This is a genomic window from Candidatus Methanocrinis alkalitolerans (assembly GCF_029167205.1).
GTDB classification, from domain to species: domain Archaea; phylum Halobacteriota; class Methanosarcinia; order Methanotrichales; family Methanotrichaceae; genus Methanocrinis; species Methanocrinis alkalitolerans.
In genome coordinates, this window is the sequence record NZ_JARFPL010000007.1 from 51030 (window position 1) to 73393 (window position 22364).

Consider the following 22364-nt stretch of genomic DNA (forward strand, 5'->3'; position numbering starts at 1 on the left):
TGCGGATAAAAATCCGATCCGAGGGTTTTTAAATCTTTTCGGCTCGATTCCCATGTTCCAACGTAACTTTCAGCGAAAGAACCGAGAAATACGCGGCCTGCGGAGCAAGTCAGGATATCGACGCCGGAAAAAAAAGAGGAAGCGGGAACTTCCGCTCTCAGATGCAGGGGAGCCAGTCGACCTGGACGGCGCCGCAGGTGTCGTTGCCCCAGAGCTGGATGAACTTCTCGATGGAGAAGACGCCCGTGAGGTCCTCAACGGACCGGCCGTACTCGTCGTGCCTGCCCTTGGAGTTGACGTTCACGTCTTTGGAGAGCCACCCGAGGTGAGCTACACCGATGACGTTGGAGTTGAAGTTCGCCTCAAGAGCGCCGGTACAGTTGCCGCAATCTCCGCCTTCAACGCAGTCTTTCCTGGTCTTGACCTCGGTGTTCTTCTGGAGGTGCTCGGCGTGGGTGTACATCTCGACGACTACCGCTCCGATGTAGTAGTTCTGTACGCAGAGCTTCTCGATCCACTTCTGGTCGTAGGTGCCAGTCTGGTAGCTCACGGGCATGTACTCAAACTCGGCCTCCTTGGTAAAGTTGATGTAGTCAGGACAGCAATCTTCTTCACCGGTTGGAGCCGTATTGAATGGATCCCTCTGGGCCTCCAGCTCCATCCTCTGGGTGATGACGTTTCCGCTTCCAGACTCCTTCTCGACGAGCTTGTTTCCGTTGAGGCCCGTCTGGGTCTGGATGATGATCTCTACGTTCTTGTAGCCGACGCCCTTGACGTTGGCCTTCTCGTACATGTAGTTGGCAGCACCGGCCATCCCCACCAGGGCGATGCAGGCTACCAACAAAATAGCTAGTTCTCTCCTCGTTGTTCTCCCACCTATACAGTTGATCGATAAATTGCGGCGCATCTCTCCCGGCGTTGCTCTTCGCCGGCGACATAGGCCGCTGAGATCTCACACTGCAGAAGGGCTAACGCCGTTCTGAGCATGCGATGTTGCCTTAAGCAGTCCTATAGGTAGTTAAGCTTTTTCGTCGAAAATCGGGCAATTCCGATCGAAGATCCCGGTTTTGATCCGCCCGCAGGGGGGAGACGTTGCCGTGCAGAAGACGGAGGTTCCAGCTTGGTTGCAGGTATCCCTCTGAGGAAAAATTACCAGAAAAAAAAATAGAAGCGGGGGCGGGAACTATCGCCCTCAGATTCTGCTCAGATGCAGGGGAGCCAGTCGACCTGGACGGCGCCGCAGGTCTCGTTGCCCCAGAGCTGGATGAACTTCTCGATGGAGAAGACACCCGTCAGGTCCTCAACAGACCGGCCGTACTCGTCGTGCCTGCCCTTGGAGTTGACCATGGGGTCCTTGGAGAGCCATCCGAGGTGAGCAACGCCGATGACGTTGGAGTTGAAGTTCGCCTCGAGGGCGCCGGTGCAGCAGCCGCACCCATCTTCTTCGCCAGCTCCGTAGCTAAGGTCGCCTGTGGAATTATCACAGCACTGCTTCCTGGTCTTGACCTCGGTGTTCTTCTGGAGGTGCTCGGCGTGGGTGTACATCTCTACCACAACGGCTCCGATGTAGTAGTTCTGGACGCAGAGCTTCTCGATCCACTTCTGGTCGTAGGTGCCGGTCTGGTAGCTCACAGGCATGTACTCGAACTCCGCCTCCTTGGTGAAGTTGATGTAGTCGGGACAACACTCTACAAGTTCCAGCACGTCTGTGTTGAATGGATCCCTCTGGGCCTCCAGCTCCATCCTCTGGGTGATGACGTTACCGCTGCCGGACTCCTTCTCCACCAGCTTGTTCCCGTTGAGGCCGGTCTGGGTCTGGATGATGATCTCCACGTTCTTGTAGCCGACCCCTTTTATGTTCGCTTTCTCGTACATGTAGTTGGCCGCGCCCGCCATGCCCACCAGGGCCATGCCGAGGACCAACAACACCGCTAGTTCTCTCTTTATGGGAATTCCCTCCTGTTGTTCTGCGTGTTCGTCAGTCTGTTCTCATAAGTAAATAGACAGACGTCCGTAGTAGGAAACTTCTAATTGAAAGAGATAAGTCTTTCGGCCAAATAACTGCCTGACCGAGGAGGTGCTCTGAAATTAGTGCGCTGAAATCCGCAGATGTGGCGGAGGAAAAAAGGCACCATGCTCCGGCCGGGATTTGAACCCGGGTCTTCGGCTCGAAAGGCCGGAATGATTGGCCGGACTACACTACCGGAGCGCTCCCATCAACAACATCAGACTAGGCCCCCCTATATGTACGTTTTGTACGCCTCCTTCTCCTCCTCCTCCGCCGTCGCCTTGGCCTGCCTTCGCCCTCCTTCAGCAGCCTTCGGGCCGGCGCCCCCGCGAGAGGCCGTTGGCGGGAGTTGGCGGGAGGTCCGAGGGCGAAAAATAGTCCCGGGCGGATTCGAACCACCGTCCCAGGCTCCAAAGGCCTGCAGGATTGACCACTACCCCACGGGACTTCCGGGCCGCCCTCGTCCCTCACCCACGGCCTGGAGGTCTATCCGCATAAGGTATATATCCGCTTCCCCGCCAGGGGTCAAGAGATTAGATATGAAGCTCCTCCCCAAGCCCCACGCCAGCCAGCGAAGGCTCATCGAGATCCTGAGGGTGATAAACGCGTCGGATAAGCCCATCGGAGCGAGGGCGATCTCCGACGAGCTCTCCAACAGGGGCTACGACGTCGGGGAACGGGCCGTCCGGTACAACCTCAAGATCATGGACGAACTGGGGTTCACAAAGAAGGAGGGTTACAGCGGCCGGACCCTCACCTCTCTGGGACGAAGGGAGCTCTCCGACGCCCTCGTCGACGACAGGATCGGCTTCGTCAACACCCGGATCGAGGAGTACATGTACCGGTCGAGCTTCGACCCTGACTCCGGCGTGAAGGCCGACTGGAAGGCCGACGGGAAGATGGTGGTGGTAAACGAGAGCCTCTTGCATAAGAGGGATTACGAGTTGGCCCTGGAGACGATGATCCGGGTATTCGACGCAGGTTTCGCCGTCAGCAGAAGGGTCCTCATCCAGGATGAGGGGGAGGAGATGGGCACAGTCTCGATCCCCCGGGGCTTTTTGGGCATCTCCACGGTCTGCAGCATCACCGTGGACGGGATGCTCCTCTCCCGGGGCATCCCCGTCAATACCACCTTCGCCGGCTTCGTGGAGGTGAAGGATGGAGACCTCTCCGAGTTCACAGACCTGATAGCTTACGCCGGCTCGTCTCTTGATCCCATGAGGGTCTTCATCTCCCGGAAGACCTCCAGGGTCAGCGAAGCCGCGACCACCGGCAGCGGCTCAATTTTGGCGAACCTGAGGGAGATCCCGGTGGCCGCCGTCGACGAGGTCCGGGATCTTCTGGACCGGGCGAAGGGGGCCGGGATCGGGGGGCTGATGAGGATGAGCGGTCCGGGGGAGCCGAATATGGGATGCCCCGTCGGCGCCGGGAAGATGGGGCTCGCCCTCTGCGGCGGGGTCAACGCCGTGGTGGCGGCCGAAGAGCTGGGGGCCGAGATCACGACGATGCCCATCTCGTCTCTCCAGGATTACGGCAGGATGAGAGAGCTGCGGTGAATCCAACCATAGAGTATAAGATCTTCTGTGCATAGGGTTCGGATGTGGGGACGTTGATTCGCGAAGCTCGCCTTCTGATCTTGCTCTTGGCCCTTTATGCGGTCTTCGGTCCTGTATTTGTCGGCGTCGCGGACGGCCTCGAGGCCGAAAGTCGCGACGCCATCAACCTCGGATCAGGACCGCGACCCATCTACAGGATAGGTTACTCCAGCGACGGCCCCGTCGACATCGACGAGCTGATCGAGCAGGCTCAGAGGAGTTCGACCTCCTCGGCGCAGGAGGATAGCGCCGCCGATCCGTCGTCGGCGCAGGCCTCTCCTATCCGGGAGGCGCCCTCTTCCGCACCCACCTCCGAGGCCGGATTGGGGGCATACTCCCAAGACGCCCCCGAGGAGAGGGTCGCCCTCGACGGGACCGGGGGGTCGAGGGTCCGGGACGGATACGTAACCCCCTCCTACGTCAGGGTCCCCGTCCTCTCCGACCCTTCTGGGGCCGAGGTCTACATCGACGGGATCTACTATGGGGTCACTCCTCTCCTCGCCACGGTGGAGCCCAAGAGCCATCTGGTAGAGGTCCATCTCCAGGGGTACTGGAACTGGTTCAACGTCGTCGACTTCTCTGATGCCACCAGGAGCGTTGCCGTCACCCTCACCCCCAGAGGGGCGGCGACCGTCGCGACGGCCGAGGCGCAGGCCGGCCAGGACGTCTCAGATCCCGCGGGGGATGGCCCTTCCGTCGAGGCGGACGGCCCCGCGAGCTACCTCGCGAACGTCACGACGCCATCGGCTCAAGGGGACGACTTCTGGGAGGAGAACTACAGGAAGCTTCTCATCGTCGTCGCCCTCCTCTCTTTTCTCATCGGATCGGGGAGCATCGCCGCCTGGGCGCGGGCGCGGCTCACAACGTCCGTCAAGATCAGCTTCCCCAGGGACGGAGAGGATCGGTGGGGGGGTCTCATCGAAGGGCGGTCCAACAGCCTCCTGGGGACCAAGAGGCACGTCTACGTCCTGGTGAGGTACGACGACGACCAGCTCCAGGTGAGAAAGAGGGTGGTGCCGAACCGCGACGGTCGCTGGTCCACCCGATGCGATGTCGATGGGGGGATGATCTATCGGATCTACGCCGTGGTGGTGGACAGGCCCCTGAAGGAGGGCGATTACCTCGACGAGGTACCCTCCCACCGGGCGATATCCGAGGTGGGGCCCGTGACGGGAAGGGAAAGGCAGCAGAAGTCCGCCGAAGGATAAAGGGCACGATAGACCAGCCCCTAGGGTCCCGGATAAGGTTTTATATATTGATGGGGCGTAGTGTGCCCCTGTTTCAGTTGCGGAGAGAAAAAGAATGGACTTTAGAGTTGTTATTTCAGATCCCAAGAGCGGGAAAGCTTACCAGGTGGAGGCGAAGGACGCCGCCGCCAACAAGTTCCTCGGCCGAAAGATCGGCGACGTCATCGACGGCGACGCCGTGGGGATGCCCGGCTATTCGATAGAGATCACCGGCGGAAGCGATCGAGAAGGGTTCCCCCTCCGCCGCGACCTGCCCGGGTCCAAGAGGAGGAAGATCCTCATCACTGGCGGTACCGGCTACCACCCTTCCGAGCAGGGGAAGAGGAAGAGGAAGACCGTTCACGGTCGGGACATATCTGCTGACGTCGGTCAAATCAACGCCAAGATCACCGAACGGGGCGCCAAACCGGTGGAGGAGCTTCTGGGAGCCGCCCCCGCCGAATGATCGGTCGTTCAACTCGGCCCGATCCGAAAGACCGCTATATGTGGGTTTTTATCGCCATCCGGAAACGTGCGGTCGGAGGATACGGGCCGCCCCCGATGAATTGATGGAGGACGTCAGCATGGCAGAAGAGGCCCATCCGCCAGACCCCCCGCCTAAACCTTCGCGAGGTTCGGCTCATGGTCGAGTTCGAGGCGAAAGAAGAGGCGCCGTTCATCTCCAGGGATGCTTCGGAGCAATCGCTTTTAGTGGCCATGCCAGCGGATCTGAACTTCGACGACGGCGGCCTGGCCTCGGATCTGATCAGGATATCCAGGATCGTTAAACAGAGCTTCTTCGCCCTGGTGATCTGCGCCGTCACCTCGATGGTCGCGGGCTTATCCCTCGCCAACCTATCACATCTCCTCGCCCTCTACCCCGGCCTGATAATTCTGATACCTGGCGCCATCGACATGCGAGGGACGATCTTTGGGACCTTCGGGGCGAGGCTCGGAACCAGCCTCCACACCGGGGAGATCTCCCCACCTCTATCGAGGTCGGAGCCCCTCCGCCAGCAGGTGGCGGGCGTCGCGATCCAGGTCCTCACCGTCTCGATGGTCCTTGCCTTCGTGGTGAAGGGTTTCGGCATCGCCGTCGGCCTCGATACCCTCAGCATCTACGAGCTGATGCTGATATCCGTATTGAGCAGCATATTCTCCGGCCTCATCCTCCTTGGGTTCACCCTCCTGGTCATAGACAAAAGCTTCCGGAAGGGCTGGGACCCCGACAACATCTCCGTACCTTTCATCACCGTCGCAGGGGACGTGATCACGATACCCATCCTCTTCGGGACCGCCATCTTCGTCTCGACCCTCGCCGATCCCCTCACCATGGGGGCGACCCTCTTTTTCATCTTTGCATCGACCGCCTCCGTAGTTTACGGCATCGGCTCAAATCACCAACTGATGGCGAGGATCGTAAGACAGTCGATGCCAATTCTGATCATCGCTACCCTCTTCAGCACCGTGGCAGGACTCTTCATGGGGATATACGAGGAGATGCTCGTCGCCTTATCGACGGTCCTCTTGCTGATACCGGTATTCAACGCCGTCGGCGGAAACCTCGGGGGCATCCTCTCATCGAGGCTGACGTCGGCATATCACCTGGGGATGATCAAGATGGGCAGAAAGCTCGAGGAGGAGACGAAGATCAACTTCGGCTGCACCCTCGTCCTATCAGCCTTCCTATTTCCCACCCTGGGGCTCCTCAGCTACGCCGTATCCAGGGCCTCCGGGATGGACGCTCTGGGCTTCTCCGAGATCATGACGATCTGTCTTGTGGCCGGTTTCTTCACCACCATCCTCACGATCCTGGTCACCTACTCGTTCACCCGCTTCTTCGTCAGGGTCGGCTTCGACCCCGACAACGTGACGATACCGATGATAACCAGCGTCATGGACGTCCTGGGGACTGCATCTCTCATCGTCGCGACCCTCGCCGTCGTCTCGGTCGCCCTTTAATCCGAACCTTCTCCAGATCCTGATGGGGTCGTCGACCTCTTTTTGATAATATCCTGCGCCCTCTCCAGGGCTTTTGGGATCTGTCCTCTCATCGTCGCCTTCATCTGGTCCGCAGGTAGCATCGCGAAGAGTCCGTCCATCAGCCGGTCGGACCTCAACGTCCTGTCGACGACCTCTCTGATCCTGACGGAGTTTTTTAGCTCCCGCCCCATCGCCTCGGCGATCCGCAGCGTGTAATCTGTGAGGGACCCGTCGCCGGAGACGGCCCGGGCCGCCACCTCTCCTGCCAAGGCGCCCCCCACCATGGCGAGGGGTATTCCGCCACCGGAAGTGGCCATCACCATCCCGGCGGCATCTCCCGCCAGGAGGACGTTTCCCCTCTGGATCGCGGGCGGCATTCCCCCTGCCGGGACGACCCCCCGCATCACCGCCGTAACCTTCCCCCCCCGGAGCTTATCTTTCGCAATCCGATGGTCGGCGATGAAGGAGTCGAGGATATCGTGAATCCTCCGTCCGTGGAGGTATGCGGGCCTCGTCCCGACTCCTACGTTCGCGACGTCTTCGCCGAGGGGTATTATCCAGGCGTAACCGCCGGGGGCGGCTTTTGTCCCAAAGTACATCTCCGCCGCACCGGGATCGATATTGACGGCCGCCATCTCGTACTCGATACAGACCCCTGCCTCCTGCCTTCTGGCCAGATTCGCACCCCTCGCGGTGGCCGAGGAGGGGCCGTCGGCGCCTATGATCGCCTGAGCCTCCACCGTCCCGGATCTCCCCCCCGAGAGGTGCAGGCTCCCCCCCGAGAGGTCCGCTCTGGTATCCACCAGGACTTCGGCCCCCGCCCTCGCCGCCCTCCAGGCGAGGTGGCGGTCGAAGCTCCTCCTGTCGACGACCCTTCCCCGGACAGAAAACTCCTTGGCGTCTCCGGAGGGGGAGAAGATCCTCTGGACCCGGGTTCTGGCAAGGACGTATTTCTCTGGGATCTCGGCCGCGGCCTCGGGGATCACCGCCCGGGGGAGGAGCGCCTCCAGCTCGGAGACCTCCGGGAGGAACCCGCCGCACTGGACGGGGGTTCCCATCTCCCTCTTCCTCTCGATGAGGACGACTTTCGCCCCCAGCCTCGCCGCCGTCTCGGCGGCGGAAGATCCCGCCGGCCCCGCCCCCACCACGGCGACCTCGATATCTGTGTCGTATCTCCTCATCGATCGCTCTCTCCTTTCATCGGCTCGCCGCCCTCGCCGAGAGCCCCAGCCCCAGGAGCGTCTCCTCGATCTCCAGCCAGGAGATGTAGATCTCGTCTTTCTGCCTCTCGACCAGATCTACATTCGGCTCCGCCGATAGCCAGATCTGGAGACGGTCTCCCCGGACCATCTTCACCGATGCGAGCATGTCGGCCTGGGTGAGCCGGTAGAGGGTATCTTTTCCCGTCAGCTCAAACCAGGCGGGATGCTCTCTTTCCAGCCGCTCCAAAAACTCGTTCCAATGGAGCTCTCCCTCGATCTTGCCGCCGTCGGCGAGGAGGGGCCCAACGTCGAGGCGGAGGTGGAGGTGGGCCCTGTCGCCGGAGATCTTCTCCTCGATCCTGGAGGTGACCCTCCTCCATTCGGGATCGGTCCTGTCGGCGGCGATGTGGCCTTCGCCGTAGACCTCCCGCCCCACCTCATCGAAGAAGGGGGCGAGCCTCACCGCCTCGGGCCGGGCTGTAGCGAGGGATATCCCGACGAAGACGAGGGCGGATAAGGAGAGGCCTATGAGGACCCCGTGCTCGGCGAGGAGCCCGTAGCTGGCGATCTTCGGCGCCGCCGTCTCCAGGGGCGCCTTCAGGATGAGCTTCTCGTAGGATATGAGGCCGATCTGGGTTCCGCCGCCGACGATCACCGCCGCGAGGGCGCCCCACCGAGTCGCCCGTTTCCAGAAGAGGCCGCCGATGATGGGAAAGAAGTAGGAGGTCGTTCCGATGACCGTCGCGATGATCACCGCCTCGACGATGCTGTCGACCCTCAGGGCAACGGCTGCGGCGATGGCGATCATGACGATGACGAGGACCCTGTTTATGACGAGCATCTCCTTCATGGTGGCCTGGGGCCGCATGTGCCTCTGGACGATGTCCCGGGATATGCACGAGGCTCCCGAGGTGGCGAAGGTGTCGGCGCAGGACATGGAGGCGGCGGCAAACCCTATCGCCACTACGGCGACGGCGGCACCGGGAAGGCTCTCCTGGATGAAGGATAGGTAGAGGATCTCAGCCTCGATCTCGCCACCGGGGATGGGGTATATCGTCCTGAGGGCGACGGCGGTGACCAGGCAGGCGAGGTATACGACGGCCAGGAGGACGGCGCCGAGGACGAGGCCGCGCCTGGCCGACCCGTCGTCGCGGGCCGCCCAGATCTTCTGCCAGGGGTCCTGCTCTGCGACCCAGCCGGGGAGGAGGGCGAGCTGGAGGACGAGGGCACCGGTTAAGCCCCCCAGGATGAAGAGGTTCCACCAGTCGGCTCCCAGGGAGGCCGAGGCGGCGGCAAGGGTCGCCCCGCCGTCGATGGACGCCTTCGTCGCGAGGATGGCGACGGCGACGGCGACCCCCGCCAGGAAGGTGAACTGGAGGGCGTCGGTCCAGACGACGGCCCGAAACCCTCCCAGGCTGACGTATATGGAGACCGCCACCGCCATGATCATGACGGCGTAGTGGGGAGGGACGCCGAAGAATGCCGAGAGGACGAGCTTGAACCCTATGAAGTCCGTCACCGCGAAGAGGATCATGGTGACGGCTATGGCGATGGCCACCGGGGCCCTGACGATGGGATGGTACCTGATCTCCAGGAGCTCCGGCTGGGTCATCGCCGGGATCTTCTTCACCCTCTTGGCTATGAGGGCGATGATCAATAGCCCCGCGACGTTGGGAAAGACCCATACCCAGATCGATCCGATGCCTATGGATAAGAAGAGCCCCGTCGCCAGGAGGAGGGCCGAAGCCGTCAGCCACGAAGCCGCGGCCGAGAGGCCGACGTTGGCGGTCCCGATCTCCCGCCCCGCCAGCCAGAAGTCCACTACGGATCTCTGCCCCCGGGACGATCGAAGGCCGATACCGATGAGCACCGCTATGTAAAGCCCCAAAAGCAAGAGGAAGAGATGATAGGAATCCATTCGGTCACCTCTGATCCAGAGGGATCGCGAATATTTAAGGGATGAGATGAGCTATTTTTTAAGGCGGTCGTGCATTAGCGCTACACTACTATGATGGACAAACCCATATCCTGAACACATTATATATTCTTATGAATTATTTATCAAGAAGACTGGGCAGGTCGTTGGGACGGCTGCCCATGATCTATTCTATTAATTCTCCTTCATAAAATTCATCCGAATACCGCCCCAAGCCATCAATTATCCTCCTAACTGGCATATATCCGGCATTCCGCAGTAAGGCTATGCAAAATTAAGAATTTATTGCTTGCCAAAATGTGCATAAATTCAAACGTTTAACTTAAATTTTGTTTAAAATAATTTTACTAGAATTTGTCAACACGATATTAACAATTCAGTATATTATAAAAATTTAATAATTATATTCTTAGTCTTTATGAAGCTGGCCTTATTTGATCTCTATACAGAGTCGATTGATATCTATTCTCAAAAAATCGATAGCAGGAAAATTAATGAGCGTTCAAACCGTTAATGCGAAATGCCGGATATATTCAAAATAACTGAAAAGAGCATAATTTATTTAACCTATTATTCTTGATGGATCACAGTTAAGGAGGAAAATTTGGATGAACTCAAAGTTGTTCTTAGCTTTGATGGCGTCTCTTGTTCTGCTTTTTGCGGGCACTTCCAGCGGCCAGCATTTTATAGAGATTGATAAACCGCTGGATGGTGGGGAAGTTACGTGGATTTACACTGTTGAAGGCGACTCTTCGACCACGGTGGGTTCGGGATTAAAGGCCTACGTTCTCGTCTGGCCCAATGAGGCCTTCGGTCCGTGGTGGGTTCAGGAGACCAATACAAATCCTGATGGTAGTTGGAAGTCTCAGGCTTACTTTGGGCGAGGCACTGATGAGGACATAGGCACCACCTATAGCGTCATCGCGATACTAACGGAGGAAGAGCTAAACCCTGGGCAGAGATTCGCAGATATCCCAGACCACGAGGCGAAATCTGATCCGGTCACGGTAACGAGAGTCGGGGCGATAATGGCCGATCAAGTTCCAACAGAGGATTATTTTGTAGATATCGGCAAACCTCAGGATAATGGAGAAGTTTCGTGGATGTACACTCTCCAAGGCAATTCTTCAGCCACCGTGAATTCGGGATTAAAGGTCTACGTTCTCGTCTGGCCCAACGAGGCCTTCGGTCCGTGGTGGGTCCAGGAGACCGAAACAGTGTCTAACGGAAGTTGGAGGTCTTACGCCTACTTTGGGAGAGGTCGCGATGAGGATATAGGCACCGCCTATACGGTCATTGCAGTGGCAACGGATGAAGAACTAAGAGCTGGGCAGAGATTCACAGATCTCCCTCCTCATGTAGGGCGGTCTGATCAGATCGAAGTGACTAGGACAGGTGCGGGTTATGAGTGGGAGCTTCTCCCAAAAATACCCGATAATGAAACCTATGTAGAGATCATTAAGCCTCAAGATGGTGGAAACGTTTCATGGATGTATACCGTTGGGGGCAATTACTCGGCAAAAGAGGCATCCGGATTAAATGCATACCTTCTCGTTTGGCCCAAGGAGGCATTTGGTCCATGGTGGGTTCAGGATACTGAAACTTATTCGGATGGCCTTTGGCGGTCAAATGTTTATTTTGGAGAAGATCCCAGGATACACCCAGAGCATATAGGTACCACTTATGGAATCGTTGCAATATTGACCGATCAAGAACTTGAGAGCGGACAACGTTTTAGGGATCTTCCTGATTATGTGTGGCGGTCGAATATATTCGGATTAACAAGGACCGAAGCGAGTTATGAATGGGAACTTCCAAGGACGATACCATTACCTGAGCCAGAGAACTTGACCAGGAGTGATATCGATGAGGTGGCTGGTGATATCCAAATCACCTTAAATTGGCCGTCGGGTGGACCAATAGCGTTGGGTATTGTAACACCCAATGATGATACTATTTGGTGTATTGGTAGCGATATTTTTAATCCAGACGTGCGAGTAGTTCGCTATTATGACAACGAGAGCGAAGTTCAGGCCGAGACTGTTTATTGGAAGAAAGGCACAATACCGCCTAAAGGCGAATATAGCGCATTTGTATATTGGGATCCAGCATTGTGGGATATTCGGCCAGAATCGACTTCATTCGATCTCAGTGTCGCGGTTAAAGGGAAAGAAACTGAGGATTATGCTGATACGATCCACCATTCTGATGTAAATAGAAAGGTGGCGACAATGACATATCCTTAGTTTTATACTAATTTGTGGGCCATTATATCGGCCCTATTTGTTTTAAATCCTCGATCTGGATGACATATTTGGTCCCTTCATTGGAATCCTAGGTCGCGTACCCAGATTACTGAATAGCGCTAACGGGTGACGTAATGGCTGTTTGGCGGAAAATACGTCCCTTGAATTCGATTCGAGTGGCGATTTTCAGTAGATCGAGTACGCGACCGAATCCTAATAGGGCAAATAATCACCAACTACTTAATAAGATACGAAATCTTAGCCTGGTTTTGAGGTTCTTCTCATGAGAAGCGATATCACCAAGGTTGGGCCCGAGAGGGCGCCCCATCGGGCGCTCCTCAAGGCTACAGGGCTCATCGACGAGGAGATGGGTCGCCCCTTCGTCGGGGTCGCGAACTCCTGGAATGAGTTCATACCCGGCCACATTCACCTGGATAAGATCTCCCAGGCGGTTAAGGCCGGGATCAGGATGGCGGGGGGCGTCCCCTTCGAGTTTCACACCATCGGCCTCTGCGACGGGATCGCCATGGGCCACCGGGGGATGAGGTACTCTCTTCCCAGCCGGGAGATCATCGAGGATACCATCGAGGTGATGATGGAGTCCCACCAGCTCGACGGGATGGTCTTGATCTCCTCCTGCGACAAGATCGTTCCGGGACATCTGATGGCGGCCGGCAGGCTCGACCTTCCGGCGATAGCCGTCACCGGAGGCCCCATGTACCCCGGCTTCGCCTGCGATAAGGAGCTGGACCTCATCGACGTCTTCGAAGGATGGCAGAAGGGGGGCGAGGTGCTGGAGGTCCTGGAGAGCCTCGCATGCCCGGGAGCCGGGTCCTGCGCCGGCCTCTTTACCGCCAACACCATGGCCTGCCTCACGGAGACCCTGGGGATGAGCCTCCCCGGTTGCGCCACCGCCCACGCCGCCGACGCGAAGAAGATGAGGATCGCGAAGAAGTCGGGGGTGAAGATCGTCGAGCTGATCGAGAAGGGGATCACCGCAAGGAATATCGTAACCCCCAAATCGATCGAGAACGCCATTCGGATGGACATGGCCATCGGCGGCTCCACCAACACCGCCCTCCATATACCGGCGGTCGCCTCGGAGTTCGATATCGACCTCGACCTCGCGGATTTCGATAGATTGAGCCGGGAGACCCCCCACCTCGTCAACCTCAGGCCCGGCGGCCCCTACCACATCCTCGACCTGGAGCGGGCCGGGGGGATCCCCGCGGTGATGAAGCGGCTGGAGTCGAAGCTCCACCTGGACGTCCTGACGGTGACGGGCAGGACCCTCGGCGAGGAGATCGCCGAGTTCAGGCCCGCCAACCCCGAGACCTACGCGAAGGTCGTAAAAACCCTGGACGACCCCGTCCATCCCGAGGGCGGGATCGCGATCCTGAAGGGGTCCCTCGCTCCCGAGGGTTCCGTCGTCAAGCAGACGGCGGTCACCGGGTCGATGAGGAAGCACACCGGCCCCGCCAAGGTCTACAACTCCGAAGAAGAGGCGCTGGCGGGGATAGTCGGAGGCAAAGTCGTCGCCGGAGACGTCGTCGTCATCAGGTACGAGGGGCCGAAGGGGGGGCCCGGCATGAGGGAGACCCTCTCGCCGACGTCTGCGATCCAGGGGGCTGGCCTCGGCGACTCCGTAGCCCTCGTCACCGACGGCCGGTTCTCCGGAGGAACCAGAGGTCCCTGCATCGGCCACGTATGCCCCGAGGCGGCTGTCGGCGGGCCCATAGCCCTGGTGGAGGACGGCGACGAGATAGGAATCGATATCGAAGGCCGGAGGATCGACCTCCTCGTGGACCCGGAGACCTTCGAGAGGCGGAGGGCCGCCTGGAAGCCCCCCGCCCCCAAGGTCGCGAAGGGGATGCTGGCGAGGTACAGCAGGTCCGTCACCTCGGCGAGCCGGGGCGGGGTTCTCAGGTAGGTCGATAGATGGCTGAAAAGAGGACGAGATCAAATAAGGGCGGAGGGGCTGCCAGGGGGGTCAGGTCTTTTGTCGCCGTGGAGATCCCCGCCTCGATCCGTGAGGATATCGCCAAGCTCCAGGAGGAGATCGACCTTCCGGGGGTGAGGCTCGTAAAACCCGACCTCATCCACGTCACCCTCAAGTTCCTGGGGGACGTTCCTCTCCCGAAGATGGACCGGGTAGTCGGAGCCCTCAGGACCGTCGAGCAGCCGGCCTTCACCGCCAGGGTGGCGGGTATCGGGACTTTTCCCGGAAGGTCCATCAGGGTCGTCTGGATCGGGGCGCTGGGGGATTTTGAGCCCCTCTTCTCCGCCGTCGAGGAGGCCCTCGTCCCCCTGGGCTTTCCCCGCGAGGCGCGGAAGTTCACATCCCACGCCACCATCGCGAGAGTTGGATGGCCCACCCCCGAGACTACGGCCCTCCTCGCTTCAAAGCTCGCCCCCTATAGGGATGTCGACCTCGGCGAGTTCACGGCGGAGGAGTTCATTCTGAAGAAGAGCACCCTCACCCCTGGAGGCCCCATCTACGAGGACGTCGCAGCCTTCCCCCTCTCCCGTCCTTGAGCAGGTCCTCTCCCGGGTAAGGCCGTCAGTCGAGGAGCGAGCGAGGCTGGCCTTCGTCGCCGAGAAGATCGTCGCGCGGATCGAAGAGCTGGCCGAGGCGATGGGGGTCGAATGCGAGCCGATCCTGGCGGGGTCTGCCGCCAGGGGGACGTGGCTCTCGGGAGACCACGACCTGGATGTATTCATCGGCGTCCCCGAGGGGTCGCCCCTCCTCCCCGCTCTGGAGATGGGAAGGCTCGTGGCGCCGGAGCACGAGGAGAGGTACGCAGAGCACGCTTACGTCCGCGCCACCTTCGAGGGGTTCCAGATAGACCTCGTCCCCTGCTACCTGGTGGAGGACGCCTCAAAGATCATCTCCGCCGTTGACAGGACCCCCTTTCACAGCCGGTACGTCTCGGCCAGGATCGGGGGGCTCGAGGACGAGGTCCTCCTCACAAAGCAGTTCATGAAGGGGATCGGGGTCTACGGGTCGGAGCTGAAGGTCGGGGGCTTCTCCGGGTACCTGGCGGAGCTCCTCATCATCAGGTACGGCACCTTCCTCGCCGTCCTGGAAGAGGCCGGCCTCTGGCGGCCGGGGGAGGTGATGGACCTCTCGGCCCATTCTTCCCGGGACCACGCCGACCCCCTGGTCGTCGTCGACCCCGTCGATCCGGCCCGGAACGTCGCCGCCGCCCTTACCCTGGACAGAATGTTCACGTTCGTCTCCGCGTCCCGTCTATTTCTGGAGGAGCCGGACCTGGACTTCTTCTTCCCGTCTCCCCCTGCGCCGTTGAACGATCAGGAGCTTCGCGAGGAGCTGGATAGGCGAAAGAGCACCCTCCTCCTGCTGGAGTTTCCGGCCCCCGACCAGGTGGAGGACGTGATATTCCCGCAGCTTCGAAAGGCGGAGGAGTCGGTCCGCGCCCTCTTCCACAGGAGCGGCTTCTCGGTCCTCCGGTCGGATGCCGACTGGCATAAAGAGGTCAGCTTTGAGATGGGCGATGGGAACGGCGGGAGAAGATCGAAGATCTGCGGCGTCATCAGGATCCTCTTCGAGCTGGAGGTGGCGACCCTTCCGGAGGTGGAGAGGAGGGTCGGCCCGCCGGCTTGGGAGGCGGAGCACGCAAAGAAGTTCGTCGAAAGCCACCCCCACCCCCTTTCGGGCCCTTACGTCCAGGACGGTCGGGTGGTGGTGGAGGTTCCCCGGAGGTTCGTTTTAGCCTCAGACCTCCTCGAAGGTCGGGTGGCGTCCCTATCCATGGGCCGCCACCTGGGCCGCGAGCTGAAGCGTCGCTACAAGATATACGGGGGCATCGAGCTTTTGAAGATTGAAGACCCGGAGTTTCGGGCCTTTTTGGCCAGGTACTTTTCGGCGCGACAGAAGATCGGATGAACCCCCTTCTTTTTACGAGAAGCAGCTCCAGTAGGGGGCCATCGCCCTCTTCGCCTCATCGATCCTCTCCGACGCCCTCGGGTCCATCTCCACATCGATCCGCGGCGGTGCCTCACCTTTGAAGGACCTCAATATGGCCACCATCGAGTCGGAGAGGGCGTCGAGGTTGTATCCTCCCTCCAGGGCGCCTACGAGCCTCCCCTGGCAGCAGGAGTCGGCGATCTCTTTGACCGCCGCCGCCATATATCCGAAGGCCTCGGTGGTGAGGTTCATACTGCTGAGGGGGTCGGCTGCATGGGGGTCCTGGCCGGCGGAGACGAGGACGATGTCGGGGGAGAACTCCAGGGCCACGGGCTTGAGCACCTCCTCGAAGGCGGCGAAGTAGCCGGAGTCTCCCGTCCCCCAGGGGAGGGGTACGTTCACCGTGAACCCCTCGGCTCCGTCCATCCCCAGCTCTCTCACCCTCCCGGTCCCCGGATAGTGGGGCGACTGGTGGGTGGAGAAATAAAGGACCGTCGGATCGTCGTAGAATACGGCGCTCGTCCCGTTGCCGTGGTGGACGTCCCAGTCGACGATGAGGACCTTATGTAGCCCCATCTTCTGGGCTGACCTCGCCCCGATGGCGACGTTGTTGAATATGCAAAACCCCATCCCCCTGTTGGGGAGGGCATGATGCCCTGGGGGCCTCACCAGGGCGAAGGCGTTATCCAGGCCGTCGTTCACCAGTTCGATGCCGGTGATCACCCCCCCCGCCGCCATGAGGGCGGCTTCATAAGACCTCGATGATACGACGGTATCCAGGTCCAGATATCCTCCACCCCGCTCGGAGACGGCCCTCACCTCTTCTATGTATCCGTGAGAGTGGATCGTCCCCACCTCCTCCAGGGTGGCGGGCCGGGGGGTGATGAACTCCAGGTCGAGGTTCGAGGACTCTATCTTCTCGAGGATCGTGGTGAGCCGCTCCTTCCTCTCGGGATGGCCGTCGGTCTCGTGCTCCAGGTAGATGGGGTGGTATATAAGCCCAGTTCGCGCCATATGCTCCCATCTATCGGCTCTTATGTAGAAACAACTTTCCCTGGACCTTCCTTCGCACCTCTTCTTCCTTCCTTTGGTGCATACTCTTTTATCGTCGTCGCAGAGATCTGCTCTGTGGGGTTGGCCCTAATCCCCGGATCGGTGAGAGCTCTTAGCTTATCCGGGAGGCTTTCCATCCCAAATTTCGGGTGCAAGGGGGATTATGTTTCGAGAGAGAGACCACAAAAGATATATGGTGAAATCCTCTACAATATCTCCATAGTCCCAAAGGGATCGGGAGGGTGATGCAGCTATACAGTGTCATATTGATGCCAAACGGCACCTGGTGGCGCCGCTTGGCCACGCCGCAGCGGCGGGAAGATCAGTGTGGGCAATAGTTTTAAGAATAATCATACTGTATGCTGCGTGAACCTAACCCCATAGGGGAAAAGTAGGAGGTTATTGATATAATGAAGAAAGTGACCGCGATTACGCTTACCGCATTTATGGTGCTGCTCGCGTCAGCGATGGCAGTAAGCGCAGTCGACAAGGTGGAGATCCGCGGTCCTGTGGCCGATGTTGTAGACGGCGCAGTCTATACCTGGGGCCCGCAGGAGTTTGCAGCTCTCTACTATGACATCGACGAGGACCTGGGCAGAGAGTCCCTCACTGTGACGATCACCGGCAACGCTCTCGATGAGCCCAACGGCGTCGTCTACATGACTGAAGCCCAGAGGAACGACTTCGACTTCGAGGGTTGGGGCGAGTACTGGACCATCGGCTTCTTGGCTGATGAGTACTTTGCCGCTTACGTTGAGGGAGGCCTCCTCTTTGATGAGTCCACCGACACCAACCTGATGAAGGACGAGCAGCTCTCCAGGGTCCTGATGGACGATGACGAGGAGAGGACCTTCACCACCGGCACGCCCCTGAAGCTCGCCGAGGACTATGAGCTCGCCATCCAGGCGATCGACCTCGACGGCAACAAGGTCTTCGTCCAGCTGATGAAGAACGGCGCAGTCGTCGACGCGGCCGTAGTCGAGCCCTCCAAGGCCGGCGCAACCCTCAAGGACAAGACCTACGTCTACAAGAAGGACCTGGGCGACACCGAGAAGATCGTGATCGTGGCCGTCCACTTCAAGAACGCCTTCCGCGGCGCCGACACCGACCTCGCGACCATCGACGGAATCTGGCAGATCTCCGACGCCTACAAGGACGTTGAGGAGGACACCGAGTACGACAAGATGACGATCCAGACGGTGGACGCCGACGCCAAGACGATCATGATGAACAACGAGGACAACAAGATCACCCTCACCAAGAAGCGGGACGTCTCTTTGATGGAGAACATCAGGATCAGGACCGCCGACCAGGACGATATCTCCCCTGAGAACCCCCTGCGGTTCTTCTTCTACAAGGAGATAACGGAGCCTGGGACCTACGAGATCAGGGGAACTTTCAAGGACCTCGGAATGGGAACCGTTGAGTGGGATGTTTCATCCTTCGCCGGCTTCTACTACGACATCGATGACAACCTCGGCACCGAGAAGATCACCATGACGATCACCGGCAACGCTCTCGAAGAGCCCAACGGCGTCGTCTATACCACTGAGGCCCAGAACTCCAAGTTCGACTTCGATCAGTGGGGTCAGTACTGGACCATCGGCTTTTTGGCTGAAGAGTACTTCGCAGCTTACGACGAGGGCAGCCACCTCTTTACCGAATCCACCGATGCCAACCTGATGAAGGACGAGCAGCTCTCCAGGGTTCTTATTGACGACGATGAAGAGAGGACCTTCGCCAGCGGGACGCCCCTGAAGCTCGCCGAGGACTATGAGCTCGCCATCCAGGCGATCGACCTCGACGGCAACAAGGTCTTCGTTCAGCTGATGAAGAACGGCGCAGTCGTCGACGCCGCCGTAATCGAGCCCTCCAAGGCCGGCGCAACCCTCAAGGACAAGACCTACATCTACAAGAAGGACCTGGGCGACACCGAGAAGATCGTGACCATAGCTGTCCACTTCAAGAACGCCTTCCGCGGCGCCGAGACTGACCTTGCCACCGTAAACGGCATCTGGCAGATCTCCGACACCTACGCCGATATCGAGGAGGACACCGAGTACGACAAGATGACGATCCAGACGGTGGACGCCGACGCCAAGACGATCATGATGAACAACGAGGACAACAAGATCACCCTCACCAAGAAGCGGGACGTCTCTCTGATGGAGAACATCAGGATCAAGACCGCCGACCAGGATGATATCTCCCCTGAGAACCCCCTGCGGTTCTACATCTACAAGGAGATGACCATCGAGGCTGAGGATGAGGAGCCCGCTCCCGTGCCCGTCGCCGCCCCTGAGCCGGTAGTCGAGCCCGTCGTCGTTGAGGAGCCCGTCGTCGAGCCCGTCGTCGTTGAGGAGCCCGTCGTCGAGGAGCCCGTACATGAGGAGCCGGTAGAGGAGCCCGAGGAAGAGAATGGCATCCCCGGATTCGAGGCTGTCTTCGCCATCACCGGCCTTCTGGCGGTATCCTACCTCGTCTTGAGGAAGAGAGAGTAATAAAGTATCTGGAAGAGCCAAGAGCTCTTCCGCCTTTTCTTTTATCCATCCTGTATTCTCGTCCGGCCTCATCCTTATCCTGTAGCCCTTCTCTCCATATTCTTTAACGATCTCTCTATTCGCCTCTCCCATCCGTCGTCATCGTTCCCATCTCCTGCCATTCGGCTTGAGGGGCGAAGGCGATGAGAATCGCAGACGTCGTCGTCGTCGGCTCTCTGGAGAATAATTATAAGGGAAATAATTATAACTGATGATCACCACTTATTTGGTGAGATCTTTTCTCCCCGGATGGGTGGTGATCGAGATGACCGAAGCGATGTTTTACGAGAAGATCGATGGAGGAGATGTTCGGTGCGGCCTATGCAGCCACAGATGCCGGATAAAGCCCGAGAAGAGGGGGATCTGCGGCGTGCGAAAGAACGATGGAGGGACCCTCAATACCCTCGTCTACGGCAAGCTCATCGCCATGCACGTCGACCCGATAGAGAAGAAGCCCCTCTACCACTTCATCCCCGGCCACCTCAGCTACTCCATCGCCACGGCGGGCTGCAACTTCAGGTGCCTCCATTGCCAGAACGCCGACATATCCCAGATCCCGGCCGACGAAGGGGTCATACCGGGGCAGTTCGTCGAGCCTGAGAGGGTGGTGGCCGAGGCCCTGGCAGCCAGCTGCATCTCGGTCGCATACACCTACACCGAGCCGACGATATTCTTTGAGTATGCCCTCGACGTCTCCAGGCTTGCGGCGGATAAAGGATTAAAGAACGTCTTCGTCAGCAACGGCTACATGACCGAAGAGGCGGCGAGGACGATCGAGCCGTACCTCGACGCCATCAACGTCGACCTGAAGGGCGACGACGAATTTTATAAGAAGGTCTGCGCAGCGAGATTGGAGCCCGTCAAGAGGACGATCGAGCTTTTGTGGAGCCTTGGGATATGGGTGGAGGTGACGACCCTCCTCATCCCCGGATACAACGACTCCGACGAGAAGCTCCGGGATATCGCCGAGTTTCTCTCCGGGATCTGCCCGGATATCCCCTGGCACGTCACCGCCTTCTACCCCACCTACAAGCTGAGGGACGCCCCACCAACGGCCGCAAAGACGATCCGGAGGGCGGTGGAGATCGGAAGGGGAGCGGGGCTGCACTTCGTCTACGGTGGGAATATCCCCGGCGAGGACGAGAACACGACCTGTCCGCGTTGCGGCGAGGCGCTGGTGGAGCGGTTAGGCTTTCGGGTGGCGAGGAACGGGGTCGTCGGCGGCAGGTGCCCTTCCTGCGGCGAGGAGGTTCCTGGGATATGGTGATCTCCCCGGCGGGACGGGGTTATCTGGATTTTGCCCAGGTCTGAATATGTCGTCGAAAGAGAACCTTCTTTGGGCCGCCATCGGCGGCGAAGAGTCTCCGGCCATCAGCGTGGTGGCCGAGGCGGAGGGGATGGCCCCCGATCTTCTGCAGAGGAGGGTGGCTGCAGGCCGAGCTGTCGTAATGGTGAGAGACGGCAAACCACCCCTGGGGATCGGGGAGGGGCTGAGGACGAAGGTAAACGCCAACGTCGGGACCTCCGCCGATCTCATCGATCCCGATGGGGAGGTGGAGAAGGCGATGGCCGCCGAGAGGTACGGCGCCGACACCGTCACCGACCTCTCCATGGGGGGTCCCATCGACGAGATATTCAGGAGGATCAAAAAGGCGACCAGCGCCCCCCTAACGACGGTCCCCATCTATCAGGCCGTCGCCGAGAAGGGCTCCTTCGACTCCATAACCGGGGGCGAAATCCTCCAGACCATCAGAAAGCAGGTCGGGGCGGGGGCGTCGTCCGTCGTCGTCCATGCGGCCATCACCCTCGATATGCTGGTGGAGCTGAAGAGGGCGAAGAGGATCATGGGGGTCGTCTCCAAGGGCGGCTCCTTCACGTCGGCATGGATGCTCCAGAAGGGCGAGGAGAACCCCTTCCTCGCCCATTTCGACGAGATATGCGGGGTCCTCGCCGAAAGGGACGCGGTCCTATCTCTGGGAAACACCATGAGGAGCGGGTGCATCTCCGACCCCATGGACGCGGTACAGGTGGCGGAGATGGAGATGAACGCTGACCTGGCGAAGAGGGCGAACGATCTGGGGGTCCAGGTGATCGTGGAGGGGATGGGGGGCCACGTCAGGCCGGATAAGATACCCGAATACGTCGCCCTCTACAAGAAACGAACGAACTATAGGCCCCTATTCGTCGCCGGCCCCCTCCCCATAGATATCGGCGTCGGGTACGACCACATCGCCGGATCCGTTGGAGGAGCCATGGCGGCCGGCGCCGGGGCCGACTACCTCTGTTACATAACCCCCTCCGAGCACCTCGCCCTCCCCGATGCAGCCCAGGTTAGAGAGGGGGTGGTGGCCTTCAAGATCGCGGCCCACATCGGCGACACCATGAAGTACGGACCAAGGCTCGAGGACGAGATGCTGGCGAGGCATAGGAGAAAGAGGAACTGGGGGGATCAGTTCAAGCTCGCCATCGACGGAGATAGGGCGATGGAGATCCGTTCTCGCGGCGGAACGGACGGCTGCACCATGTGCGGGAAGTACTGCGCCATCGCCATCATGGAAGACCATCTCCGGTGATCATCGGCGATTGTCAGCCAGATCGAGCCGCACACCATCGCCCCTCTCCCCTCAAGCCCTTCAAACTACCATGA

16 protein-coding genes and 2 tRNA genes are annotated in these 22364 nt (G+C 59.5%); 11 read left to right on the plus strand and 7 right to left on the minus strand.

What is annotated here, in order from left to right; translation table 11 throughout:
• Positions 1-157 precede the first annotated feature (157 nt).
• The 4 genes from P0O24_RS03365 to P0O24_RS03380 form a co-directional block, all read right to left on the minus strand.
• A complete protein-coding gene (locus tag P0O24_RS03365; RefSeq protein ID WP_316968344.1) occupies positions 158-814 on the minus strand; it encodes a hypothetical protein in 657 nt (218 codons plus the stop codon).
• Positions 815-1203: 389 nt separating this feature from the next.
• Positions 1204-1947 carry a hypothetical protein gene (locus tag P0O24_RS03370; RefSeq protein WP_316968345.1) on the minus strand — a complete coding sequence of 248 codons (744 nt, stop codon included), beginning with the start codon at positions 1945-1947 and terminating at the stop codon, positions 1204-1206.
• A gap of 187 nt (positions 1948-2134) precedes the next feature.
• Positions 2135-2209 (minus strand) — tRNA-Glu (locus P0O24_RS03375).
• A 174-nt stretch (positions 2210-2383) separates the two neighbouring features.
• Positions 2384-2456 (minus strand) — tRNA-Gln (locus tag P0O24_RS03380).
• A gap of 91 nt (positions 2457-2547) precedes the next feature.
• On the opposite strand from P0O24_RS03380, the gene P0O24_RS03385 reads away from it, so the two are divergent.
• The 4 genes from P0O24_RS03385 to P0O24_RS03400 all read left to right on the plus strand — a co-directional run bounded on the left by P0O24_RS03385 (position 2548) and on the right by P0O24_RS03400 (position 6791).
• Positions 2548-3564, plus strand: coding sequence for a DUF128 domain-containing protein (locus tag P0O24_RS03385; protein WP_316968324.1), 1017 nt, complete (start codon positions 2548-2550; stop codon positions 3562-3564).
• A gap of 53 nt (positions 3565-3617) precedes the next feature.
• Positions 3618-4811: a PEGA domain-containing protein gene (locus tag P0O24_RS03390; protein WP_316968325.1), complete on the plus strand. Its 1194-nt coding sequence runs from the start codon at positions 3618-3620 to the stop codon at positions 4809-4811.
• A 94-nt stretch (positions 4812-4905) separates the two neighbouring features.
• Positions 4906-5295: a 30S ribosomal protein S6e gene (locus P0O24_RS03395; RefSeq protein WP_316968326.1), complete on the plus strand. Its 390-nt coding sequence runs from the start codon at positions 4906-4908 to the stop codon at positions 5293-5295.
• Between the two features lie 176 nt (positions 5296-5471).
• Positions 5472-6791, plus strand: coding sequence for a magnesium transporter (locus tag P0O24_RS03400; protein WP_316968327.1), 1320 nt, complete (start codon positions 5472-5474; stop codon positions 6789-6791).
• Here the strand turns inward: P0O24_RS03400 and P0O24_RS03405 are convergent.
• Both P0O24_RS03405 and P0O24_RS03410 read right to left on the minus strand, forming a co-directional pair.
• Positions 6788-7993, minus strand: coding sequence for an NAD(P)/FAD-dependent oxidoreductase (locus tag P0O24_RS03405; RefSeq protein ID WP_316968328.1), 1206 nt, complete (start codon positions 7991-7993; stop codon positions 6788-6790). The genes P0O24_RS03400 and P0O24_RS03405 overlap by 4 nt on opposite strands.
• Positions 7994-8009: 16 nt before the next feature.
• Positions 8010-9932 carry a sodium:solute symporter family protein gene (locus tag P0O24_RS03410; RefSeq protein WP_316968329.1) on the minus strand — a complete coding sequence of 641 codons (1923 nt, stop codon included), beginning with the start codon at positions 9930-9932 and terminating at the stop codon, positions 8010-8012.
• 626 nt (positions 9933-10558) lie between these two features.
• Between P0O24_RS03410 and P0O24_RS03415 the strand changes: the two genes are divergently transcribed.
• From P0O24_RS03415 to cca, 4 genes are all read left to right on the plus strand, one after another.
• Positions 10559-12196: a hypothetical protein gene (locus P0O24_RS03415; protein WP_316968330.1), complete on the plus strand. Its 1638-nt coding sequence runs from the start codon at positions 10559-10561 to the stop codon at positions 12194-12196.
• 283 nt (positions 12197-12479) lie between these two features.
• Positions 12480-14126: a dihydroxy-acid dehydratase gene (gene ilvD / locus P0O24_RS03420; RefSeq protein ID WP_316968331.1), complete on the plus strand. Its 1647-nt coding sequence runs from the start codon at positions 12480-12482 to the stop codon at positions 14124-14126.
• Positions 14127-14134: 8 nt separating this feature from the next.
• A complete protein-coding gene (thpR, locus tag P0O24_RS03425) occupies positions 14135-14731 on the plus strand; it encodes an RNA 2',3'-cyclic phosphodiesterase (RefSeq protein ID WP_316968332.1) in 597 nt (198 codons plus the stop codon).
• Positions 14732-14777: 46 nt separating this feature from the next.
• Positions 14778-16103, plus strand: coding sequence for a CCA tRNA nucleotidyltransferase (gene cca, locus P0O24_RS03430; protein ID WP_316968346.1), 1326 nt, complete (start codon positions 14778-14780; stop codon positions 16101-16103).
• A 12-nt stretch (positions 16104-16115) separates the two neighbouring features.
• Here cca and P0O24_RS03435 read toward each other — a convergent pair whose 3' ends face one another.
• Positions 16116-17138: a histone deacetylase family protein gene (locus P0O24_RS03435; protein ID WP_316968333.1), complete on the minus strand. Its 1023-nt coding sequence runs from the start codon at positions 17136-17138 to the stop codon at positions 16116-16118.
• Between the two features lie 506 nt (positions 17139-17644).
• Here P0O24_RS03435 and P0O24_RS03440 point away from each other — a divergent pair.
• From P0O24_RS03440 to thiC, 3 genes are all read left to right on the plus strand, one after another.
• On the plus strand, positions 17645-19678 hold the full coding sequence (locus tag P0O24_RS03440; protein WP_316968334.1) for an S-layer protein domain-containing protein: 2034 nt from the start codon (positions 17645-17647) through the stop codon (positions 19676-19678).
• Between the two features lie 304 nt (positions 19679-19982).
• Positions 19983-20984 (plus strand): AmmeMemoRadiSam system radical SAM enzyme, encoded by a 1002-nt coding sequence (amrS, locus tag P0O24_RS03445; RefSeq protein WP_316968335.1) that lies wholly within the window; start codon positions 19983-19985, stop codon positions 20982-20984.
• Positions 20985-21030: 46 nt separating this feature from the next.
• A complete protein-coding gene (gene thiC, locus P0O24_RS03450) occupies positions 21031-22290 on the plus strand; it encodes a phosphomethylpyrimidine synthase ThiC (protein WP_316968336.1) in 1260 nt (419 codons plus the stop codon).
• Positions 22291-22364 lie beyond the last annotated feature (74 nt).

What these genes read in the sequence shown, in the direction of transcription:
- P0O24_RS03365 (WP_316968344.1), bottom strand. Translation starts at nt 814, where the DNA reads ATGGCCGGTGCTGCCAACTACATGTACGAGAAGGCCAACGTCAAGGGC.
- P0O24_RS03385 (WP_316968324.1), top strand. Translation starts at nt 2,548, where the DNA reads ATGAAGCTCCTCCCCAAGCCCCACGCCAGCCAGCGAAGGCTCATCGAG.
- P0O24_RS03395 (WP_316968326.1), top strand. Translation starts at nt 4,906, where the DNA reads ATGGACTTTAGAGTTGTTATTTCAGATCCCAAGAGCGGGAAAGCTTAC.
- P0O24_RS03400 (WP_316968327.1), top strand. Translation starts at nt 5,472, where the DNA reads ATGGTCGAGTTCGAGGCGAAAGAAGAGGCGCCGTTCATCTCCAGGGAT.
- P0O24_RS03405 (WP_316968328.1), bottom strand. Translation starts at nt 7,993, where the DNA reads ATGAGGAGATACGACACAGATATCGAGGTCGCCGTGGTGGGGGCGGGG.
- P0O24_RS03410 (WP_316968329.1), bottom strand. Translation starts at nt 9,932, where the DNA reads ATGGATTCCTATCATCTCTTCCTCTTGCTTTTGGGGCTTTACATAGCG.
- P0O24_RS03415 (WP_316968330.1), top strand. Translation starts at nt 10,559, where the DNA reads ATGAACTCAAAGTTGTTCTTAGCTTTGATGGCGTCTCTTGTTCTGCTT.
- ilvD (WP_316968331.1), top strand. Translation starts at nt 12,480, where the DNA reads ATGAGAAGCGATATCACCAAGGTTGGGCCCGAGAGGGCGCCCCATCGG.
- thpR (WP_316968332.1), top strand. Translation starts at nt 14,135, where the DNA reads ATGGCTGAAAAGAGGACGAGATCAAATAAGGGCGGAGGGGCTGCCAGG.
- P0O24_RS03435 (WP_316968333.1), bottom strand. Translation starts at nt 17,138, where the DNA reads ATGGCGCGAACTGGGCTTATATACCACCCCATCTACCTGGAGCACGAG.
- P0O24_RS03440 (WP_316968334.1), top strand. Translation starts at nt 17,645, where the DNA reads ATGGCAGTAAGCGCAGTCGACAAGGTGGAGATCCGCGGTCCTGTGGCC.
- amrS (WP_316968335.1), top strand. Translation starts at nt 19,983, where the DNA reads ATGACCGAAGCGATGTTTTACGAGAAGATCGATGGAGGAGATGTTCGG.
- thiC (WP_316968336.1), top strand. Translation starts at nt 21,031, where the DNA reads ATGTCGTCGAAAGAGAACCTTCTTTGGGCCGCCATCGGCGGCGAAGAG.